The organism is Nocardia cyriacigeorgica (assembly GCF_010858045.1).
GTDB lineage: Bacteria > Actinomycetota > Actinomycetes > Mycobacteriales > Mycobacteriaceae > Nocardia > Nocardia cyriacigeorgica_E.
This window is the reverse complement of the sequence record NZ_JAAGVC010000037.1, coordinates 32,838-51,600: the sequence shown is the minus strand read 5'-3', so window position 1 is coordinate 51,600 and position 18,763 is coordinate 32,838. Positions and strand designations below refer to the sequence as shown.

The following is an 18,763-nucleotide window of genomic DNA, read 5'->3' as shown; positions in this document are numbered from 1 at the left end:
ACACTATTCGAGCCGGGTCACGCGGGGCCCGGCTCGAATAGTGTCGATCCCGGTGGTCGTCGACGATCCATGACGGCCAGGTGCTGCCCATCGAGAGGACATCCCATGACCGATCTGGTGCTGGTCGAACGGCGTGATGCGATCACCGTGCTGACCGTCAACCGTCCGGAAGCCCGCAATGCCATCGATCTGGCCACGGCGCAGGCCATCGAGGCGGCCGTGGACGCGTTCGAAGCCGATGTGCAGGCCCGGGTGCTGGTCCTCACCGGTGCGGGCGGCACATTCAGCGCCGGAATGGATCTGGTCGCCGCCTCGCGCGGCGAGATGCCGATGACGCCGCATCGCGGGCCGCTCGGGATCGCGGCGAAACCGCCCGCCAAGCCGATGATCTCGGCCGTGGAGGGCTATGCCCTGGCCGGCGGGTTCGAGCTGGCCCTGTCCGGCGACATGATCGTCGCCGCCCGCGACGCGCAGTTCGGGATCCCCGAGGTCAAGCGCGGGCTGGTCGCGGCCGGCGGTGGCGTACTGCGCCTGACGCAGCGACTACCGCGCAGCACCGCGGCCGAATTGGCCTTGACGGGCGGGCGGATCGGCGCCGAGCGGCTGTATCAGCTCGGCCTGGTCAATCGGGTCACCGAGCCGGGTGGTGCGCTCGAGACCGCCCTCGAACTCGCCGCCGAGATCGCCGCGGCGGCGCCGCTGGCGGTCGCGGCGAGCAAGCGGATCATCGACGAATCGCCGGACTGGAGCAGCGCCGAGGCCTTTGCCAAACAGGGCGAGGTCGCCTTGCCCGCACTGTTCTCCAAGGATGCCGCCGAGGGGGCGCTGGCCTTCGCGCAGAAGCGCGAGCCGCAGTGGCAGGGACGCTGACCATCTGGCCGCCGCGGCCGTCGCCTCGCAGGGGGAGGCGACGGCCGCGTGCTAACCGAGCCGATCGAGCAGTACTCGGGCGCAGCCGGCCGGGTCGTCGTAGAAGGGCGTATGCCCGCTGCCGCGCAGGGTGATGTGCTCGGCTTCCGGCAGCACGGCCCTGGCCCGGCGCGCCTGTGTGGCGTAGGTGAGCAGGATGTCGCGGTTGCCCCACGCGATGGTGACCGGGAGGCCGGCCAGGGCGCCGGGGTCGGGTAGGCGGAAGTCGGCGAAGGAGGCGAGGGCGTCGTCGAAGCCGGGGGCGTCCATGGCGCCGAGGGCGGTGGCGACGGCGGTCTCGGTATCCAGTGCCCACGGCTTGCCGATGACCAAGCTCAGGAAGGCGGTCCGCCCGGCCGCGGTGCCGAGTACCTTCCGCAGTGCGGGGCGCAAACGGTTGCCGATGGCCTTCGACTTACCCAGCGACTGCTGGCACCAGATCCGGCCGGGGGTATCCCAGAAACCGATCGGCGAATAGGCCGTCACCGAGCGGGCCAGCCCGCGCGCGCCGAGGGTGAGCGAGATGCCGCCGCCCATCGAATTTCCCGCCAGGTGCGGACGCTCGATGCCCTCGGCGGCGAGGAAATCGGCAAGGGCGTCGGCGAGCGTGCCGACGGTGGTGTGCGGCAACGGCGCCGATTCGCCGAAACCCGGCAGATCCACCGCGATCACCTCGAAGGATTCGGCCAGCGCCGGAATGATCGGCTCCCACACCTGCCTGCGGCTGCCGACGCCGTGCACAAGCACCAGCGGTTCGCCGGTGCCGAATCGGTCATGGCGCAGGGTGCTCATCGTGGGACTCCGATCGCTCGTGAGCCGTCAGATTAACAGCAGGCAGGCGACGTCAGTTGCCGTTCCTGCGGGTGGGCAGGCGGCCCGGCGAGCGGTACGATAAATGGTATGGCAACGCGTAAGGTCACCCTGTCGCTGGACGAATCCGCCTGGTCGTTCGCCGAGCAGGCCGCCGCCCGCGCGGGAATGTCACCGTCGGCCTGGATCTCCAAGGCCGCGCGCCGCGAAGCCGTGCGCACCGGCGTCGGGCCCATTCCCGAGCCCGCCGAGATAGCAGCTCAGGCGGCCAGAGACGCGGCCGAGATGGCCGCCGCGGAGGAGGCGATGCGTGCGCAGGGGTGAACTCTGGCTGTATCACCCGCACGGATCGGCACCGCACCGCACCGTCGTGCTCATCAGCAGCGACGGCATCAACGAATCCCCGCGCCCCTGGCTGATCGCCGCCGAACTGCTCGAGCAGGATCCGCAGGACATCCTCGCCGTCCCGCTCGGCTCGCTCGGCTGGGTGCACGCGGGCAATATCGGCCGGATCTATCGCGGCTGGCTGGCCGAACGGGTGGACGAGGCCGACGCCGAGACGATGGATCGCCTCGATACCGCGCTGCGCGCCGCGATGGATCTCTGAGTACCTGTGGAATACCCCGAAAACGCCGTTTCGGGTTGCGGACTCCGTATCGCTACGACTACACACGGGCGTGGATCCGCGCCGTTACGCGATGCGGACCGCCGGCCCGGCGCCCTCGCCGGCCCGGCTGCTACACCCCTGAGAGAGGAATTCGGTGCGGATCAAGCTGATTGCCACGGCGCTCATCGCCCTGCCGCTGCTGGCTGCGTGCGGCAGCAGCGATGCCGAGGCGGCCACCGTCACGGAGGCGGACCTGTCCAAATCCATGCAGGACAAGGGCATGCAGGACAAGGCGCTCGCCGATTGCGTGGCGAAGGTCTTTGTCGCCGAGGGCATCTCCCAAGACGGATTGCGCACGCTGCTGTCCGGCGAGCACGACCCACAGTCGCCGGACGCGGAGAACTTCGGCATGAGCAAGGAAGACGCCGACAAGACCCGCTCGGCGCAGGCCAAGATCGTCACCGAATGCGTGAAGCTGCCGAGCTGACCCGATGAGCGGCGCGCGGATCAGATCGCGATGACGATCTCGATCCGCGCCCGCGACCCGGCCACCAGATCCTCGGCGACGCGGACCGGCTTCTTCACCGGCAACACATACGTGCCCCTGGACTTGTCGGGGAACAGCGACGTCGACCATCGGCTGCCACCGATCGTGACCCGGACCCGCACCGAGCCGAACCCGCCCGAGCGGTGCCCGTAGATCTCCTCGATCTCATCGGCGATGTCCTCGGGCAGATCGACGAAATGCCACGCGCCCTGCCCGTGGTGCTCCCACACCCGCGCCGTAAACGTGTACCGCTCGCCAGTCACGACGCGACCATAGCCCGGGGCACCGACAGGTGTGCGTTTCGATCGCGCTGCGCGTAACCGGTGATCTCGGCGGCGCGTTGGGTGATCGTTGGCCGATGACATCCGCGACATCTGTTTCCGACGCTGAGCTGGACGCGACCTTCGCGCCGATTTTCGACCGGATCGCCGCGGGCGCGGTCGAGCGGGAGATCGACCGGCGGTTGCCGCACGAGGAAATCGGCTGGCTGAAAGCGGCAGGTTTCGGCGCGCTGCGGGCCCCGGTGGAGGCCGGTGGCTTCGGCGTGACCGTCCGCCAGCTGTTCCGGCTGCTCATCGATCTCGCCGCCGCCGAATCCAATCTGCCGCAGGCGCTGCGGGTGCATTTCTCCTTCGTCGAGGATCAGTTGCTCGCCGAACCCGGCCCGACCCGCGACGCCTGGTTGCGCGCGGTCGGGGCGGGCACGCTGGTCGGCAATGCCATCACCGAGCCGGGTGTGGGCGCCGTCGACCGCTACCGGACCACGCTCACCCCTCGGGGTGACCATTGGCTGCTCAACGGCGTCAAGTACTACAGCACCGGCTCGCTCTACGCCGATCACATCCTGGTGGCCGCCGACCGCGACGGCGAGCGGGTGGGGGTGCTGGTCGACGCCGACGCCGACGGGGTCCGGCAGCACGACGACTGGGACGGCTTCGGGCAACGACTCACTGCCAGCGGCACCACCGAATTCACCGACGTCGTGGTGACCGAAGAACGCATCCTCGGCCCCGGCTACGGTGCGCCCGGCCCCACCTACGCGACCTCGTATCTGCAACTGGTCCAGCTCGCCGTGCTCGCAGGCATCGCCGCGCGCGCCGAACGCGATGCCAGGGCCTGGGTCGTCGAACGCACCCGCACCTACACCCATGCCGCCGCCGATCTGCCGCGCGCCGATCCGCTGGTGCAGCAGGTGATCGGGCGGCTGTCGGCGGCCGCGTTCGGGGCTCGGGCCAGTGTGCTGGCGGTGGCCGATGTGCTCGACGTGGTGCTCGCCAGCGGAGCGACCGACGAGAAATCGCTGGCGGCAGCCGAACTGGCGGCTGCGCAGGCGCAGCTCGGCGTGATCGATACCGTGCTCGCGGCGACCACCCAGCTGTTCGAGGTGGGTGGGGCGTCGGTGGTCTCGGAGCGGCTGCGGCTGGACCGGCATTGGCGTAATGCCCGCACCATCTCGGTGCACAATCCGGCGATTTTCAAGGCACGGGCCATCGGCGATCACCTGCTCAACGGCACCGACCTGCCGTTCGCGTGGAGCGCGGGTGCGCGCGGCGAGGCGGTGGCCCGATGAGCAGGCGGATCCGTTTCAATGCCTTCGATATGAACTGCGTCGCCCATCAGTCGCCCGGGCTGTGGCGCCATCCCGACGATCAATCGCACCGCTACAAGGACCTGTCCTACTGGACCGAGCTGGCGAAACTGTTGGAGCGCGGGCGGTTCGACGGCATCTTCATCGCCGACGTGCTCGGCACCTACGACGTCTACGGCGGCGACGACACCGCCGCGCTGCGCCAGGCCGCGCAGATCCCGCTGGCCGATCCGCTGCTGCTGGTGTCGGCGATGGCCGCGGTCACCGAGCATCTCGGCTTCGGCATCACCACCGGCACCGGATTCGAGCATCCGTATCCATTCGCGCGCAGGCTGTCCACTCTCGATCACCTCACCAAGGGGCGGCTCGGCTGGAATGTGGTGACCGGCTATCTGCCTTCGGCGGCCCGGAATTTCGGCGCCGACGATCAGCTCGATCACGATGAGCGCTACAACCAGGCCGACGAATACCTCGAGGTGCTCTACAAGCTGTGGGAGGGTTCCTGGGAGGACGACGCCGTGGTCCGCGACCGCGAACGCGGCATCTATGTCGACCCGGCCAAGGTGCACCACATCGGGCACCGTGGCAAGCATTTCACCGTGCCGGGTGTGCATCTGTCGGAGCCGTCGCCGCAGCGCACCCCCGTCATCTATCAGGCGGGCGCATCACCACGCGGGGTGCGGTTCGCGGCCGAGAACGCCGAGGCGATCTTCATCGCGGGACCGTCGAAACGGGTGCTCGCGCAGACGGTCTCGCGGGTGCGCGACGCACTCGAGGCTGCGGGCCGGGATCGGTACGCCGCCCGCATCTACGCCCTCGCCACCATCATCACCGATGCGACCGACGCCGCCGCCCAACGCAAACACGAGGAGTACCTGTCCTACGCCAGCGTGGAGGGCGGGCTGGTGTTCATGTCCGGCTGGATGGGTATCGACCTGTCCGAATACGACCTCGACGACCCGATCGGCGAAGTCGAGAGCAACGCGATCCAGTCCGCGGTGGCGGCCTTCCAGGAATTCGACGATGACGGACGTGAATGGACGGTCCGCGATATCGGCCGGTGGGCGGGTATCGGCGGTATGGGCCCGGTCTTCGTCGGTTCCGGCGAAACCGTCGCCGACCGCTTGCAGGAATGGGTCGACGACACCGATCTGGACGGCTTCAACCTCGCCTACGCGATCACTCCCGGCAGCTTCGAAGACATTGTCCGGCACGTGGTTCCGGTGCTGACCGAGCGCGGTGTCTATGCCACCGAATATCAACCGGGCACGCTGCGCAATGCGCTCTTCGGCGCCGGTGATCGGCTTCCTGAGGAACATCGTGGAGCGCGCTACCGGCTGGGTGGTCCTGGATCGACGGCCCTGCCGGACGAGGCCGTCCGTCGAGTCGCGGCAGCTCCGTCGGTGTAGATCGGACGGACCGGAGAGCGGTTGATCCGGACCACCGGGCAGTCGAACCGGGGTGCCGGCCGAATCGGCACGCGCGGCCTGCGGCCCGGCGCCAGACCCTGCGCCGCCCCGTTCAGAACGAGCCGAGAAATATCCCGGCCACCGCCTCCAGCCCGAGGCGGTCGATGGTGTCGAAGCGAGCGGGTACCGGGCTGTCCAGATCGAGGACCCCGACCAGCTCACCCTCCCGCACCAGCGGGATCACGATTTCCGAGCGGGTGTCGGCGTCGCAGGCGATATGGCCGGGGAAGGCGTGCACGTCGGGGACGAGCTGGGTGACGCGGGTGGTGGCGGCGGTGCCACAGACCCCGCGGCCGAGGGCGATCCGCACGCAGGCGGGCTTGCCCTGGAACGGCCCCACCACCAGCTCGTGCCCGTCGAAGAAATAGAAGCCCGCCCAATTGAGATCGGCCAGGGTGTGGAACAACAGCGCGGACAGGTTCGCGGCATTGGCGATCCGGTCGGATTCGCCGGCGACCAGTGCCCGCGCCTGTTCGGCGAGCCCGCGGTACTGCTCGGTGCGGTCCCCGCTCAGTTCGGTGACGGTGAACGACATGCCGCCATGGTATGCGTCATCGTCATACGGTCTCCCTATTGATTCTGCGTGATCGCAATACTGCCGGAAGAGATTGGCCACCAGCACCATTCACCCATGACAACGCAGCATTCCGCTTCCCGCTCCACCCGTTCGGCCGCGGTGATCGGCGCCGGCCAGACCGGCGTCACTGCGGCCCTCGGCCTGCTCGACGCAGGCTTCGACGTCACCCTCTACAGCGATCGCGATCAGCGTGCGCTCCGCGACGATGTGCCCGCCACCGGTACCGCCCTCGAATTCGGTGAGACCCAGCAGGCCGAGGCCGCGCTCGGACTGGACAGCTACACCGGGCGCGCGCCGAGGCACACCGGGCTCAGCGCGCGCATCGTCGGGCCGGACAAGGCCGAGCTCATCGCCTTCGACGGACAGTTCGACGGCTATGTGGGCGTCGCGGTCGACACCAGGCTCAAAGCCGACGAGCGGCTCAGCACCTTCCGTGAGCGCGGCGGCGCCTTCCTCGTCGAACCGGTCACACCCGAAACGCTGGACACCATCGCGGCCGCCAATGACCTGACCCTCGTCGCGACCGGCAAGGCCGGACTGTCCGAGCTGTTCGCCATCGATCCGCAGCGCACCGTCTACGACAAGCCACAACGTTCCCTGCTGACCGTCACCGTCACCGGGCTCGGCCATGATCAGGGCGTGTTCGCCCACCGCGGCCCGGCCGGCGGAGCGCACAGCGGCTTCTCCATCATCGCCGACCAGGGCGAAGGCTGGTGGGGCCCGTATCTGCACAAGGACGCGGGCCCGAGCTGGGCGTTCCTCGGCTGGGCCCGCCCGGGCAGCGAATGGGAATCGCGTTTCGCCGCAGCCGATTCCGCCGAGTCCGCGCTGCGCATCGTCAAGGACCTCTACCGCGATTTCGCCGAATGGGATCTGCCGGAAGTGCTCGCCACCGAGGTGATCGCCGAGGACCCGCATTCCTGGCTGAAGGGCGCGGTGCGGCCGGTGGTCCGGGCCGGAGTCGGGCATACGGCCAACGGGCATGTGGTCGCCGCGCTCGGTGACACCGCGGTCGCCTACGACCCGATCGCCGGGCAGGGCGCCCAGAGCGGCTTGATCCAGGCCCAGCGGCTGATCGCGGCGGCCGCCGTGCACGACGGCCCGTTCGACGCGGCGTGGCTGCAAGCGCAGTACGACAGCTTCCTCGCCGCCCGCAGCGACGCCGCGAACAAGGTGACCAGGCTGTTCCTCAGCGACCCCGCGCTCGGGGAGATCGCCGAACCGTTCTTCGCGGCCGCGGCCGTCGAACCGCGGTTCGCGTCGGCGCTGGTGGGTCTGCTGCACCGGCCGCAGCCCTTGCTCGCCATCGATTCGGCTGCCGACGCCGCCGCCTACATCACGCAGGTCACCGGGGTCGACGCCGCCGAGCTGCTCGGCCGGTTCGCACCGGCGGGCCGGTTCGAGCGGTCGTCGTTCGCGCCCGCGCTGGCAGTGGGCTGACCCGGCGATCCGATCGCACAGATTCAAACCCTCGTCCGGCCACCGGCCCGGTGCTGAAGTGGATGGTGCGCCGACCGTCCGCCCGGCACCGGCCCGGCGGCCCGACGAACCCGACCTTGGAGCAACTATGACCACCGAGCAGATCGCCGACCGGATCCGGTTCGCCTATTGGGTGCCCAATGTGAGTGGTGGCCTGGTGACCAGCGATATCGAGCAGCGCACCAGCTGGGATTTCGAGTACAACAAGAAACTGGCGCAGACCGCGGAGAACAATGGTTTCGAGTACGCGCTCTCGCAGGTGCGCTATACCGCCTCCTACGGCGCGGAATTCCAGCACGAGTCCACCTCGTTCAGCTTGGCCCTGCTCGGCGCCACTGAGCGGCTGAAGGTGATCGCGGCGGTGCATCCCGGACTGTGGCATCCGGCGGTGCTGGCGAAGTTCGGCGCGACCGCGGATCATCTGTCCAACGGCCGATTCGCCATCAACGTGGTGTCCGGTTGGTTCGCCGGTGAATTCACCGCGCTCGGTGAACCATGGCTCGAACACGACGAAAGATACCGGCGCAGCGCAGAATTCCTCGAGGTGATCCGCAAGATCTGGACCGAGGACAATGTGAACTACGGCGGCGATTTCTACCGCATCCGTGATTTCACGCTGAAGCCGAAACCACTCAACACCCCGGAACGCCCCAATCCCGAACTGTTCCAAGGCGGTAACTCGACCGCGGCCCGCCGCAATGGTGGCCGCTACGCCGACTGGTACTTCTCCAACGGCAAGGATTTCGACGGCGTCACCGAACAACTGGACGATCTGCGCGCGGTCGCCCGCGAGCACCAGCGGGAGGTGAAGTTCGGCCTCAACGGGTTCATCATCGCCCGCGACACCGAGAAAGAAGCCCGCGATACCCTCCGCGAAATCATCGAGAAGGCGAACAAACCCGCGGTGCAGGGTTTCCGCGATGCGGTCCAGCAGGCCGGCGCCGCCACCCGCGACGGCAAGGGAATGTGGGCCGATTCCACCTTCGAGGATCTCGTGCAATACAACGACGGATTCCGCACCCAGCTGATCGGCACACCCGAGCAGGTAGCCGAACGGATCGTGGCCTACCGGGATCTCGGCGTCGACCTCATCCTCGGCGGATTCCTGCACTTCCAGGAGGAGATCGAATACTTCGGGGCCAAGGTGCTGCCGCTGGTACGGGAACTGGAGGCGGCGCGCACGCCCGTCGCGGCCGGACGATGACCGCCGTCGGCGCCGCCCGCATCACCTCGGCCGCGCATGCCCGCGCGGTGGCCATCCGGCTCGCGCACGAGTTCGCCGGCGGCGCGGCGGCGCGGGATCGGGAACGCGAGTTGCCCTATGCGCAAATAGATCAGCTGTCCTCCTCTGGACTGCTCGCCATCACCGTGCCCGCCGAGTTCGGTGGCGCGCAGTTGCCGCCGAGCGTGGTAGCCGACGTGCTGCGCGTACTCGCCGCGGCCGATCCGAATATCGCGCAGATCCCGCACAGCCACTTCGTGTACCTGAACCTGCTGCGGTTGGCCGGTTCGCCGCAGCAGCGGAGCCGGTATTTCGGTGCGGTGCTGGACGGCGCCCGGATCGCGAATGCGCAGTCCGAGCGCACGGGTTCGACGGTCGCTGATATCTCGACCACGGTCCGCCCGGCGGCTTCCGGGTATCGCATCGACGGCACGAAGTTCTACTGCACCGGGTCACTGTTCGCCGACATCCTCGCGGTGCTCACCAGGCTCGACGACCCGGAGAGCCGGACCGGCCTGCCGCCGGGGGAGTACGTCGCCTTCCTGCCGGCCGACACCGACGGAGTACGGATCATCGACGACTGGCACGGCATCGGCCAGCGCACCACCGGCAGCGGCACCGTCGAATTCGACGGGGTGCTGGTCTCCGGCGATCAGCTGGTCGCCCGGGCGGCAGCGGTCGGCGCGCCCAGTGGCTACGGCGCGTTCGCGCAGCTGCTTCACGCGGCGATCGATACCGGTATCGCCCGCGGAGCGCTCGACGCGGCAACGGAATTCGTGCGCACCAAGTCGAGGCCGTGGTTCGAGGCAGCGGTGGACCGGGCCGTGGACGATCCACTGCTGGTCCAGCGTTTCGGGGAACTGGCGGTCGCCGTGCGGTCGGCGGAGGCCACGTTGGCGGCTGCTGCGGCAACCGTCGACGCCGCCACGGCAGAGGGTCCACAGCGCACCGCCGATCTGCCGCAGGACAACCGGGCTCGACCGCAGGCGGCGGGCGCTCGGCCACGGCACGACCCGCCCGGTGCCACGACGCCGGACAGCGTTGCCGAAGCCTCGATCGCGGTCGCCACCGCGAAGGTCGTCGCCGATCGCGCGGCGAACGACGTCTCCGCCGCGCTGTTCGAGGTCTCCGGGACCCGCAGCGCCGCAGCCGAAGCCAACCTGCACCACTTCTGGCGCAATGCCCGCACGCATACCCTGCACGATCCGGTCCGGTGGAAGTACCAGCACATCGGGCGGTCGGTGCTGCACGGCACCCCGCCACCGCTGCACGGTGTGATCTGAGAAGTGAGGAGACGAAAATGGCAGTGACGGTGGTCGTCGGCAATCCGAAACCGGCCTCGCGCACCCTGGCCGCGGCGAGGCTGCTCGCCGAAACCCTGCGACCGGAATCCGAACCGGCCGTGGTGGATCTGGTGTCGTTCGGACCCGCCCTGCTGTCGTGGGGCGATCCACAGGTCGGCGCGGCGGTACGGACGGTGGCCGCCTCCGAACTGGTGGTATTCGCCAGCCCCACCTTCAAGGCCACCTACACCGGCCTGCTGAAGCTGTTTCTCGAACAATTCGACGGCGGCACCGGATTGGCCGGGGTGGTCGCCGTACCGCTGATGCTCGGCGCCGGACCGGCACACGCCCTCGCGCCGGACTTGCTGCTCAAGCCCGTGCTGGTGGAATTGGGGGCGACGGCCCTGCCCGGGCTCTATCTGTCGGATCAGACCTTCCGCGAAGACGGCGTCATCGCCGGGTACGCCGAGCGGTGGCGCCCGGCGGTCGCGGCGCTGGCCGGAACAGGAGTGGCCAACCATGGATGAACTGTTCTCCGCACCCGCCGACGGCGCCGGACTGCGCCGCGCGTTCGCGAATTTCCCCAGCGGTGTCGTCGCGGTCTGCGCGCAGCTCGACGGGGTGCCGCACGGTTTGGCGGTGGCGACCTTCGTGCCCGTCTCGCTCGATCCGCCGCTGGTGTCGTTCTGCGTGCAGAACACCTCGACCACCTGGCCGCGCCTGACCGGCGCCGATCAGCTCGGGCTCAGCCTGCTCGGTACCGAACAGCAGGATGCCGCCCGCGCACTCGGCAGCCGGTCCGCCGACCGCTTCCAGGGGCTGGAACTGCATCACGGCAGTGGTGACGCGGTGTTCATCGACGGTGCCTCGGCCTGGATCGAAGGGACCGTGCAGGCGCAGGTCCCTGCGGGTGATCACCAGGTCGTCATCCTCGGCGTCGACCGCATCGCCACCCATCCGCACCGCGAACCGCTCATCTTCCACGGCTCCCGCTTCCGGCTGTTGCGCGCCGGCTGAGCCGCGACGCGCTGTCGTCCACCGGACGCGACACGCGCGGGCGTCCGGTTTCGGTCGTGGGGGTTGCGGTGTCCCGCTGGGTAACCCATCGTGGAAGACGCTGGGTCAGGGCTTTTGTTCTACAGTCCAGTCGTACCCGAACGACGAGCGAAGGGGGCCGAAGTGGCGCGAACTGTGCGGATCGATCCGGATGCGGTGAACACCTACAAGGTGGTCGCGGATCAGGTGGCAGGTGAGCTCGCGGGTGCGGCGGCCCAATTGGAGCCTGGCACCGATATCTCTCGTATCGCCGCGGGCGTCGGGCTGCTCGGCGCCGATTTCGCGACCGAGTTCGTCGCGGCCGTCGCCGACGACCACACCGCGTTGACCACCGCCGCGACGCTGGTCACCGCCTACGGGCAGACGGTGCAGGGGCAGGCCGCCGCGGCCGCCGACCTGGACGCCACCGCCGCCACCGCACTCGGCCGGGCGGGTGAGCAGGCATGAAACCGATCTCCGATCCGCCCATGGTCACGGTGCTGGCCGAACCGCTGCGGCGCTTGCGTTCCGGGCTCGGCTCGGGCGCACCCGCGCCCGATCAGCAGGTGCTCGGCGCCTTGACCACCGCCTCGGCCACCGCCGACGCCACCGAATCCACCCAGACCCGTGGTCTGCACGCGCTGGAATCGTCGTGGTCGGGCCAGGCCGCCGACACCGCGGTTCCCGTCATCCGCACCACTCGCAGTGAGATCGGCGCGGTGGCCGACCGGGGGCCGCAGTACGCGGCGCTGCTGTCGGACGCGCACGGCACCAGCAGCCGCGCCGCCCGCGAGGTCGACGTCATCATCGACGATTTCCGGCGGGACGCCCGCGCCATCCTGGACACCGCCACCTCCGCCCCGGAAACCGACGCCGTGATCGACCGTGCCGCCCAAGCCATCCGGGAGGCACTCGGCGTGGTGAACACCGCCCAGGGCGAAATGGACGGCCATCGGCAGCGGTTGCGCGATATGGGTCCGATGACGATGACCACCCCGCAGGGTGTGCTCACCACCCCCGGCACCACCATCCCCGGAACCACCACAACCGTGCCGGGCACCGTGCCGGGCCAGCCGATGGACCCGGCGCTGGTGATGCAGTTGCAGTTGCAGCAGCAGCTCGTGGCGGCGGGTGTGCAGCTCGGCACCACCGCCATCGATGCCGGGGTGGAACTCGGCACGAAGATCATCGACCGGATCGCCGATGTGGGTCTGAAAGTGGTCGACACGGTCGGCGCCCAGGCAGGCACCGCGATCGAGCGGGCCCTCAACCCGGACAAGGCCGACGACGCCGAGACCGGCCCCGCCTCGACCGCACCCGCCGGTACTCCGGGGAGCCCGGTCCCGCCGAAGGCATTCGACTTCGGTGGCGGGCCCGCGCCGAAACCGGAGACGGCCCCGTCGGCCCCCGGCGCCGCGATGGCGGCCCCGCCCCCGGCGCCGCCGCGTTCGATTCCCGCCGAGCCCAAGCCGTCCGACGACGGCGGCGCGGGCGGTGGCCCGTTCGCCGCACCGCCGCCGCCTCCGGGTGGGCACCACGGCGGCATGGTCGTTCCGCCCGGCGCCGGCCAGGGCGGCGGCGATCAGGAACGCAAGCCGCGGCCGGGGCAGCTCGGCGTGACCGTTCCGGCGGCCCTGCCGACCATGGTCACCGCACCCGCGATCGGCGCCGACGACGACCGATGAGCGACAACCCGTTCGACCCCGGGCTGCCGATGGTGCGGGTACCGCCGCGCAAACGCGGGCGCAGGCGCAGGCCGCCACCTGCGGCCGCCGCGCCGGCGGACGGGCCCGGGCAACGGGAAGGCAGCTGGGACGACTGGCTCGAAACCCCCACCGGCCCACTGGAACCGCCCGCGGTCGCCGAGCAACCCGCCGCCGACGACCTCGAACAGTGGCAGCAGGAGCCGGAATACGACGCCCCCGAGGAGACCGTCGCCGCCTACCGCGACCACGAGCCGTCGCTGCTGCCGCCGCTGATCGATCGCAGCGGAAAGATCGGTGGCGGCCGACGTCAACCCCGGGCGAAGCGCTCGACCAGCGATGACGGCGGCAGCGGCGGCCGCGCGCTGAGCATCCTGATGGGTGTGGGGCTGGCCATCGGGATCGCAGCTGTCGCCGTCGTCATCTCGACCTCGACCGACGGCGACGACAAGCGCACCGTGACCGCCGACGTCCGCGGACAAGCACCCGACTCGGCCGAGCAGCCCAACGGCGGCAACCAGCTGCCGACCGCCACGGCCACGCCCACGTCGGCACCGCCCGAATCGCCCGCCGAATCGCCGCCCTACGCCGCCGACGGCTGCGTGCAGCAGCTCGACGGCACCGGCGGAGCCGTGGTCTCCGGAACGCCGACCGGCGGAACGGGTTCCGGTGCCGACGCGATCTTCGGCTTCGAACACGCCTACTACGTCGCCCGCGACGGCCACCGCGCCCGCAATTTCGTCACCGCCGACGCCGCGGTCTCCGATGCCGCGGGCATCGACCGCGGCATCGCCCAGGTCCCGCTCGGCACCCGCTACTGCGTCACCATCACCCCGCTCGCCGATTCGGCTCCCGAGCGCTTCCTCGTCGACCTTGTCCAGCAGTACCCCGGCGAGCCCCCCGACACCTTCCACCAGATCATCACCGTCGCCACCCTGGACGGCCACACCCGCATCACCCGCATCGAAAAGGCGCCGAGCTGAGGCGATCCGGCGCTAGATCAGCAGCGACGACGGCGCGCGCCCGACCATGTCCCGCGCGGTCCGCGCGAGGTGCGCCTGATCCGCGAACTCCGCGTGCGCGGCCGCATCGGCCACCGACCCGGCGGGCAGCACGCCGATGGCGGTGCGCAGCCGTCGCCACCGGCGCAGCCGCGCCAGCGGAACACCGACCTGCTCGTGGACCAGGCGACGTAACCTCGGCGCGGACAGTCCGACGGTCCGTGCCAGGTCGGCCAGGGTGGACGCCGCCATCAGCTGCTCGAGCGCCAGGGCCACCCGTGGATCGAGGTGGTCGCCCCGCCCCGTGCGCAGCAGGAGCTCCCGGCGCACCGCTTCGAGGTCGGGGACGCCGTCGAGGTCGTCGTGGATCGCCAGCGCAGCACGGAGCCTGCGCTTGTCCAGCGCCGACAGCGCGATCGGGCCGACACCGCGCGGCAGCAGCGGGATGTCGACGAAGACGCCGATGTAGCCGCCGGAGATGCGGCTGGAATGCGGCCACTGCGGCGGGATCAGGACCGCGGGCGGGGTGAGCCGACCGGTGCGCGCCACCTCCGCCGGACCATCGCCGAGCGGAAGCAGAAGTTTCCAGGCCGGATGTTCATGCCGGCCGACCGCCGCGGTTCCGGTATCGGCGAACACGGCCGCCGATTCGTCGCAGGCGAACACGACGCGGCGATCGTTTCGTTCAAGCCGCCACAGGCCGTCCGGCGACATGCTCACCTCATGCACGCTATCGCAGCGACTCTGCTCGGACTGTTCCTCATCGGTTGCGGCCTCGCACACCTGCTGGCCCCCGCATACTTCGCGCGCCTGGTGCCGTCCTGGTTGCCAGGGCCGAAACAGCTTGTCGCCGTGTCGGGCATCGCCGAGATCGTGATCGGCGCGATGGTCATCGTGCCCGCCTGGCGCGCCGTCGGCGGTTGGCTCGCCGCTGCCATGCTCGCGGTCTACCTGCTGCTCTGGCTCGACCGCCTGCGCACCGCGACCGGTGCCCGCCGAGCCGAAGCCGCCGGCGTCGCCGTCAACGCCATGTACCTCGTGTGGGGCGGATATGTCGCGCTGGGAGCCGGGTGAGCGCCGTGCGGCAAATCAGAGACAGTGCCGAGGCTGAGTACCCGACAGCGACTGGAGGAAGAACACGATCGGATTGATCTTGCCCACGCAGGAGGGTGGCATCTCGGCGGAGCCGGTGCTCACCGGCCGCACCGGATCGGCGGCGGCGATACCGGAACCGGCCAGCTGCGCGGGGACGAGGAGGGCGGCCGTCACGGTGACGGCGGCGACTGTCTTACGCATGGGGTCTCTCTTTCACTCAGCTGTGCCCCCGGGTGAGAAAACTATCCCGCCGCGGCCGCGACGCCCAGACGTCACTTTCCCGGGCGCCGACGTGCGGGCGGAGGAGGCGTCCAGGCGCGAACCGAAACAGCGCGCGGGTGCACCCCCGAGCGCGACGGGGATCGACCCACGCGACCCTATCGATCAAGAGCCGTGACGCCGCACGTGACGGCGTCCCCGCGGCCGAGGCGAACGCCGACAGTATTCCGCACCGGACGACGTAGTGACGGCGGTGAATGAGCCCCACGCGGGCCCACCAGAATTGACCAGCGCAGCGCCCGGTCTGATAAGCTCGCGAACGCGTAGGCCGATGTAGTTCAATGGTAGAACTTCTGCTTCCCAAGCAGACAGCGCGGGTTCGATTCCCGTCATCGGCTCAAAGAGAAGGCCCCGAGTGATCAGTCACTCGGGGCCTTTGCTTGTGCGGAGGAAGCTCGCCGAACGATGACGGCCGCAGGGGCTTGTTTATGACTGACTGGTCATTCATTATAGGGCTATGCCGAAAGTAGTCGATCGTGCCGCACGCAGGCAGGAAATCCTTGATGCCGCCGCGAAGGTGTTTGCCCGCAAGGGGTTCGCGGCCTCGCGCATAGACGACGTCGCGGCCGAGGCGGGGATCGCCAAGGGCACCATCTACCTGTATTTCGACAGCAGGGATGCACTGCTCAGCGGCGTCTTCGGTAGCTACATGGCCGAGACCGAGCAGGTACTGGCCCACCTCGGTGAGGGGCCCGCGCTGCAACGGCTCGCCCGACTCGTGCGTGGCGCGATGGAGATGCTGGACTCCCATCCCGATCACGTGCGGGTTCTGCTGGATGTGTGGGCCGCGAATCCGCCCATCGATCTGGTCGGCGTCTATCGCGACTATCGCGCCGCCATCTCAGGACTGCTGGCCGAGGCCGCCGAGCAGGGGGAACTACGGGAGGGTGTCGGCGCGCGGCACGCGGCGGTCATTGTCGCGGCGATCGAAGGATGTCTGGTGCAGGCCCTGGTCGACCCCGACTTATCGCTACGCGATCTGGTCGACCCGGTGCTCCAGATCTGCGTGGAAGGAATCCGGCGATGAATCTCATCGATCGGTTGATCGCGCCGGGCGCCACCCGGGCGGAGGTCGGTCTCGGCTTCGGTTCCGCGGTCTGCGGGGCGGCAACAGGATTCGCGCTGGCGGCAACGGCCGGGTGGTCCTGGCTCGCGGTCGCGGTGGTCACCGTCATCGCCTTCGACCTGTTCGGTGGCGCGGTGGTGAATGGGCTGACCTCGGCCAAGCGCTGGTATCACCGCCCTGGCCGGACGTGGGTCCATCACCTGGGCTTCGTCGCAGCGCATCTGCAACCGTTCATCCTGGCGGCGGTGGCACCCGGTTTCGGGTGGGCCGCAGCGGTCGTCATCTACACGGTGGCTATGGCCGGTGCCGTCATCGTGACCGGGACGCCGGAGGCACTGCGCCGCCCGATCGCCTTCGCGGCCACCGCGTTCGGGGTGGTCGTGGTGACCAGCCTGATCGCCGTCCCGCAGGAACTGCTCTGGTTCGCGCCGGTATTGCTGATCAAGCTGCTGTTGGCGCATCTGCTTCCCCTGGACGCCGGGGGTGCTGACCTGCGCGAATCGTGGAGGAGCGGCGCGGCGGCATGAGGATCGTTATCCTGCGAAAGCAGTGGCAGGCACCGCGTTCTCGATCCACTGTTCGAGCCGGATCGCCCCGCACGCACCGGAAGTAAGGAACACCCAGCACATGAGCACCACCACGCACGCATTCACCGACGACGCGCTGGGCGAGATGGACGCGGTGGCATTGGCCGCCGCGATCCGCGACGGGCAGGTGGGGCGGGCCGAGGTGATCGAGGCCGCGATCGAACGAGCGCAGCGAGTGAACCCGCAGCTCAACGCGATTCAGGCGGAATGCTTCGCGCGGGCGCGGGCCGCACAGCCGGCCTCGGGGGTGTTCTCCGGGGTACCCGCCTTCGTCAAGGACAACACCGATATCGCCGGGCTGCCCACCTGCCACGGTTCGGCCGCCTTCGATCCGCATCCGGCCGCACGTACCAGCGGGCCCGGCGCGCAGTTCCTGCATCCGGGGTTCGTGGCGCTCGGCAAGTCGACGCTGCCGGAGTTCGGGCTCACGGCGAGCACCGAATACGCCGACCGTCCGCCGACACGCAACCCGTGGAACACCGACTACTCGGCGGGCGCGTCCTCGGGCGGATCCGCGGCGCTGGTCGCGGCCGGTGTGGTGCCGATCGCGCACGCCAATGACGGCGGCGGCTCGACCCGCATCCCGGCCGCCGCCAACGGCCTGGTCGGCTTGAAACCCACCCGCAACCGGCTGCTGGACCAGCCCGGCGCCAGGCAGCTACCGGTGCACCTGGTGGCCGAGGGCGTGCTGACCCGCTCGGTGCGCGATACCGCGCATTATCTGGCGGCCGCCGAACGCTTCCACACCAACACCAAACTTCCACCCATCGGCCTGGTGGAGGGCCCGAGCGAGCGGCGGTTGCGCATCGGCGTGATCCGCCACGACGTGCGCGGCCGGGCCGTGCATGAAGAGACCGGCGCGATCCTCGACTCGGCGGCGGCCGTCTTCGCCGGTCTCGGCCATGAGCTGGTCGAAACCCGGCTCCAGGTCGACGAGCAGTTCATCGAGGATTTCAAGCTGTACTGGGCGGCGGTGGCGGCTTTGCTGTCGACCTCGTTCCGGATCGCGCAGCGCAAACATTTCGATCCGAGTTTGCGCGATCCGTTCACCAAGGGCCTGTCGGCGCTGGCCACGAGCCGGCCGCTGAGCGTCATGCGCGCGGTGCGAAGGCTCCGCACCGCACCCGCGATCTACGACGCCCACTTCACCGACGTCGACGTGCTGCTCACCCCGGTGCTCTCGCATCCGGCGCCGCTGCTCGGCGATCATTCCCCGAACCTGCCGTTCGACGAGCTGTTCGCCAAGCTCGTCGACTACGTCGGGTTCACCCCGCTCAACAATGTCGGCGGCGGGCCCGCGGTATCGCTGCCACACGGGCGCATGTCGGCGAACCTGCCCGGCTCGATCCAGCTGTCGGCCCGGCACGGCGCCGAACGTACGCTGCTCGATCTGGCCTACCAGTTCGAGGCCGCGAGCCCATTCCCGCGGATCACCGATGTGCAGAGCGCCGGCGAAAGGGTCGCCGGCTAGCCGCTCCGGGCGAGTCGGCGCCGACCGAAGCGCAC

General features: G+C 69.6%; 23 protein-coding genes and 1 tRNA gene. 19 read left to right on the top strand and 5 right to left on the bottom strand.

All coding sequences use genetic code 11. The features are described from left to right. Positions 1–105: 105 nt before the first annotated feature. A complete protein-coding gene (locus tag GV790_RS23495) occupies positions 106–870 on the top strand; it encodes a crotonase/enoyl-CoA hydratase family protein (protein WP_163816129.1) in 765 nt (254 codons plus the stop codon). Between the two features lie 51 nt (positions 871–921). On the opposite strand, the gene GV790_RS23490 is transcribed toward GV790_RS23495, so the two are convergent. Then, on the bottom strand, positions 922–1,701 hold the full coding sequence (locus GV790_RS23490; RefSeq protein ID WP_163816127.1) for an alpha/beta fold hydrolase: 780 nt from the start codon (positions 1,699–1,701) through the stop codon (positions 922–924). 108 nt (positions 1,702–1,809) lie between these two features. On the opposite strand from GV790_RS23490, the gene GV790_RS23485 reads away from it, so the two are divergent. The 3 genes from GV790_RS23485 to GV790_RS23475 all read left to right on the top strand — a co-directional run bounded on the left by GV790_RS23485 (position 1,810) and on the right by GV790_RS23475 (position 2,813). Next, a complete protein-coding gene (locus tag GV790_RS23485) occupies positions 1,810–2,043 on the top strand; it encodes a hypothetical protein (RefSeq protein WP_163816125.1) in 234 nt (77 codons plus the stop codon). Beyond that, positions 2,030–2,326 carry a hypothetical protein gene (locus GV790_RS23480; RefSeq protein ID WP_163816123.1) on the top strand — a complete coding sequence of 99 codons (297 nt, stop codon included), beginning with the start codon at positions 2,030–2,032 and terminating at the stop codon, positions 2,324–2,326. The genes GV790_RS23485 and GV790_RS23480 overlap by 14 nt, the downstream gene beginning before the upstream one ends. Before the next feature lie 154 nt (positions 2,327–2,480). Next, positions 2,481–2,813, top strand: a complete 333-nt coding sequence (locus GV790_RS23475) for a hypothetical protein (protein WP_163816121.1) — start codon at positions 2,481–2,483, stop codon at positions 2,811–2,813. Between the two features lie 20 nt (positions 2,814–2,833). Here GV790_RS23475 and GV790_RS23470 read toward each other — a convergent pair whose 3' ends face one another. Then, positions 2,834–3,136: a DUF1905 domain-containing protein gene (locus GV790_RS23470; RefSeq protein ID WP_309139032.1), complete on the bottom strand. Its 303-nt coding sequence runs from the start codon at positions 3,134–3,136 to the stop codon at positions 2,834–2,836. Between the two features lie 95 nt (positions 3,137–3,231). On the opposite strand from GV790_RS23470, the gene GV790_RS23465 reads away from it, so the two are divergent. Beyond that, positions 3,232–4,443 (top strand): acyl-CoA dehydrogenase family protein, encoded by a 1,212-nt coding sequence (locus GV790_RS23465; protein WP_163816118.1) that lies wholly within the window; start codon positions 3,232–3,234, stop codon positions 4,441–4,443. After that, complete coding sequence (locus GV790_RS23460; protein WP_163816116.1) at positions 4,440–5,870, top strand: LLM class flavin-dependent oxidoreductase; 1,431 nt, start codon at positions 4,440–4,442, stop codon at positions 5,868–5,870. Before GV790_RS23465 ends, GV790_RS23460 begins: the two co-directional genes overlap by 4 nt. Positions 5,871–5,982: 112 nt before the next feature. Here the strand turns inward: GV790_RS23460 and GV790_RS23455 are convergent, their stop codons facing one another. Continuing rightward, entirely contained in the window at positions 5,983–6,465 is a 483-nt protein-coding gene (locus tag GV790_RS23455; RefSeq protein ID WP_163816114.1) for a GAF domain-containing protein, read from the bottom strand. A 96-nt stretch (positions 6,466–6,561) separates the two neighbouring features. Here GV790_RS23455 and GV790_RS23450 point away from each other — a divergent pair, with 96 nt between their 5' ends. The 8 genes from GV790_RS23450 to GV790_RS23415 all read left to right on the top strand — a co-directional run bounded on the left by GV790_RS23450 (position 6,562) and on the right by GV790_RS23415 (position 14,212). Further along, complete coding sequence (locus GV790_RS23450) at positions 6,562–7,947, top strand: styrene monooxygenase/indole monooxygenase family protein (protein WP_163816112.1); 1,386 nt, start codon at positions 6,562–6,564, stop codon at positions 7,945–7,947. 127 nt (positions 7,948–8,074) lie between these two features. After that, positions 8,075–9,190 carry a dimethylsulfone monooxygenase SfnG gene (gene sfnG / locus GV790_RS23445; protein ID WP_163816110.1) on the top strand — a complete coding sequence of 372 codons (1,116 nt, stop codon included), beginning with the start codon at positions 8,075–8,077 and terminating at the stop codon, positions 9,188–9,190. After that, positions 9,187–10,491: an acyl-CoA dehydrogenase family protein gene (locus tag GV790_RS23440; RefSeq protein ID WP_163816108.1), complete on the top strand. Its 1,305-nt coding sequence runs from the start codon at positions 9,187–9,189 to the stop codon at positions 10,489–10,491. The genes sfnG and GV790_RS23440 overlap by 4 nt, the downstream gene beginning before the upstream one ends. A 17-nt stretch (positions 10,492–10,508) precedes the next feature. Next, positions 10,509–11,018, top strand: a complete 510-nt coding sequence (locus tag GV790_RS23435) for an NAD(P)H-dependent oxidoreductase (RefSeq protein ID WP_163816105.1) — start codon at positions 10,509–10,511, stop codon at positions 11,016–11,018. Further along, positions 11,011–11,508: a flavin reductase family protein gene (locus tag GV790_RS23430; RefSeq protein WP_163816103.1), complete on the top strand. Its 498-nt coding sequence runs from the start codon at positions 11,011–11,013 to the stop codon at positions 11,506–11,508. The genes GV790_RS23435 and GV790_RS23430 overlap by 8 nt, the downstream gene beginning before the upstream one ends. A gap of 162 nt (positions 11,509–11,670) precedes the next feature. Further along, a complete protein-coding gene (locus tag GV790_RS23425) occupies positions 11,671–11,994 on the top strand; it encodes a hypothetical protein (RefSeq protein WP_163816100.1) in 324 nt (107 codons plus the stop codon). Continuing rightward, the gene (locus GV790_RS23420; RefSeq protein WP_163816098.1) at positions 11,991–13,211 is read left to right on the top strand and encodes a hypothetical protein; all 1,221 of its coding nucleotides are present in this window, start codon (positions 11,991–11,993) and stop codon (positions 13,209–13,211) included. Before GV790_RS23425 ends, GV790_RS23420 begins: the two co-directional genes overlap by 4 nt. Continuing rightward, positions 13,208–14,212: a hypothetical protein gene (locus tag GV790_RS23415; protein ID WP_163816096.1), complete on the top strand. Its 1,005-nt coding sequence runs from the start codon at positions 13,208–13,210 to the stop codon at positions 14,210–14,212. The genes GV790_RS23420 and GV790_RS23415 overlap by 4 nt, the downstream gene beginning before the upstream one ends. A gap of 12 nt (positions 14,213–14,224) precedes the next feature. Here the strand turns inward: GV790_RS23415 and GV790_RS23410 are convergent, their stop codons facing one another. After that, entirely contained in the window at positions 14,225–14,944 is a 720-nt protein-coding gene (locus tag GV790_RS23410) for a helix-turn-helix domain-containing protein (RefSeq protein WP_163816140.1), read from the bottom strand. A 9-nt stretch (positions 14,945–14,953) separates the two neighbouring features. Here GV790_RS23410 and GV790_RS23405 point away from each other — a divergent pair, with 9 nt between their 5' ends. Further along, on the top strand, positions 14,954–15,304 hold the full coding sequence (locus GV790_RS23405; RefSeq protein ID WP_163816094.1) for a hypothetical protein: 351 nt from the start codon (positions 14,954–14,956) through the stop codon (positions 15,302–15,304). A 15-nt stretch (positions 15,305–15,319) separates the two neighbouring features. On the opposite strand, the gene GV790_RS23400 is transcribed toward GV790_RS23405, so the two are convergent. Beyond that, positions 15,320–15,526 (bottom strand): hypothetical protein, encoded by a 207-nt coding sequence (locus tag GV790_RS23400; RefSeq protein ID WP_163816092.1) that lies wholly within the window; start codon positions 15,524–15,526, stop codon positions 15,320–15,322. A 345-nt stretch (positions 15,527–15,871) separates the two neighbouring features. Here GV790_RS23400 and GV790_RS23395 point away from each other — a divergent pair. The 4 genes from GV790_RS23395 to GV790_RS23380 all read left to right on the top strand — a co-directional run bounded on the left by GV790_RS23395 (position 15,872) and on the right by GV790_RS23380 (position 18,728). After that, positions 15,872–15,942 (top strand) — tRNA-Gly (locus GV790_RS23395). Positions 15,943–16,061: 119 nt separating this feature from the next. Next, positions 16,062–16,631: a TetR/AcrR family transcriptional regulator gene (locus GV790_RS23390; protein WP_163816090.1), complete on the top strand. Its 570-nt coding sequence runs from the start codon at positions 16,062–16,064 to the stop codon at positions 16,629–16,631. Further along, entirely contained in the window at positions 16,628–17,197 is a 570-nt protein-coding gene (locus tag GV790_RS23385; protein WP_163816088.1) for a hypothetical protein, read from the top strand. The genes GV790_RS23390 and GV790_RS23385 overlap by 4 nt, the downstream gene beginning before the upstream one ends. A 100-nt stretch (positions 17,198–17,297) precedes the next feature. Next, positions 17,298–18,728, top strand: a complete 1,431-nt coding sequence (locus tag GV790_RS23380; protein WP_163816086.1) for an amidase — start codon at positions 17,298–17,300, stop codon at positions 18,726–18,728. Positions 18,729–18,763 lie beyond the last annotated feature (35 nt).

Coding starts and splice junctions, on each gene's coding strand:
- GV790_RS23400 (WP_163816092.1), bottom strand. CDS start 15,526: ATGCGTAAGACAGTCGCCGCCGTCACCGTGACGGCCGCCCTCCTCGTC.
- GV790_RS23440 (WP_163816108.1), top strand. CDS start 9,187: ATGACCGCCGTCGGCGCCGCCCGCATCACCTCGGCCGCGCATGCCCGC.
- GV790_RS23465 (WP_163816118.1), top strand. CDS start 3,232: ATGACATCCGCGACATCTGTTTCCGACGCTGAGCTGGACGCGACCTTC.
- GV790_RS23390 (WP_163816090.1), top strand. CDS start 16,062: ATGCCGAAAGTAGTCGATCGTGCCGCACGCAGGCAGGAAATCCTTGAT.
- GV790_RS23415 (WP_163816096.1), top strand. CDS start 13,208: ATGAGCGACAACCCGTTCGACCCCGGGCTGCCGATGGTGCGGGTACCG.
- GV790_RS23380 (WP_163816086.1), top strand. CDS start 17,298: ATGAGCACCACCACGCACGCATTCACCGACGACGCGCTGGGCGAGATG.
- GV790_RS23405 (WP_163816094.1), top strand. CDS start 14,954: ATGCACGCTATCGCAGCGACTCTGCTCGGACTGTTCCTCATCGGTTGC.
- GV790_RS23495 (WP_163816129.1), top strand. CDS start 106: ATGACCGATCTGGTGCTGGTCGAACGGCGTGATGCGATCACCGTGCTG.
- GV790_RS23420 (WP_163816098.1), top strand. CDS start 11,991: ATGAAACCGATCTCCGATCCGCCCATGGTCACGGTGCTGGCCGAACCG.
- GV790_RS23460 (WP_163816116.1), top strand. CDS start 4,440: ATGAGCAGGCGGATCCGTTTCAATGCCTTCGATATGAACTGCGTCGCC.
- GV790_RS23450 (WP_163816112.1), top strand. CDS start 6,562: ATGACAACGCAGCATTCCGCTTCCCGCTCCACCCGTTCGGCCGCGGTG.
- GV790_RS23455 (WP_163816114.1), bottom strand. CDS start 6,465: ATGTCGTTCACCGTCACCGAACTGAGCGGGGACCGCACCGAGCAGTAC.
- GV790_RS23430 (WP_163816103.1), top strand. CDS start 11,011: ATGGATGAACTGTTCTCCGCACCCGCCGACGGCGCCGGACTGCGCCGC.
- GV790_RS23385 (WP_163816088.1), top strand. CDS start 16,628: ATGAATCTCATCGATCGGTTGATCGCGCCGGGCGCCACCCGGGCGGAG.
- GV790_RS23485 (WP_163816125.1), top strand. CDS start 1,810: ATGGCAACGCGTAAGGTCACCCTGTCGCTGGACGAATCCGCCTGGTCG.
- GV790_RS23435 (WP_163816105.1), top strand. CDS start 10,509: ATGGCAGTGACGGTGGTCGTCGGCAATCCGAAACCGGCCTCGCGCACC.
- GV790_RS23490 (WP_163816127.1), bottom strand. CDS start 1,701: ATGAGCACCCTGCGCCATGACCGATTCGGCACCGGCGAACCGCTGGTG.
- sfnG (WP_163816110.1), top strand. CDS start 8,075: ATGACCACCGAGCAGATCGCCGACCGGATCCGGTTCGCCTATTGGGTG.
- GV790_RS23410 (WP_163816140.1), bottom strand. CDS start 14,944: ATGTCGCCGGACGGCCTGTGGCGGCTTGAACGAAACGATCGCCGCGTC.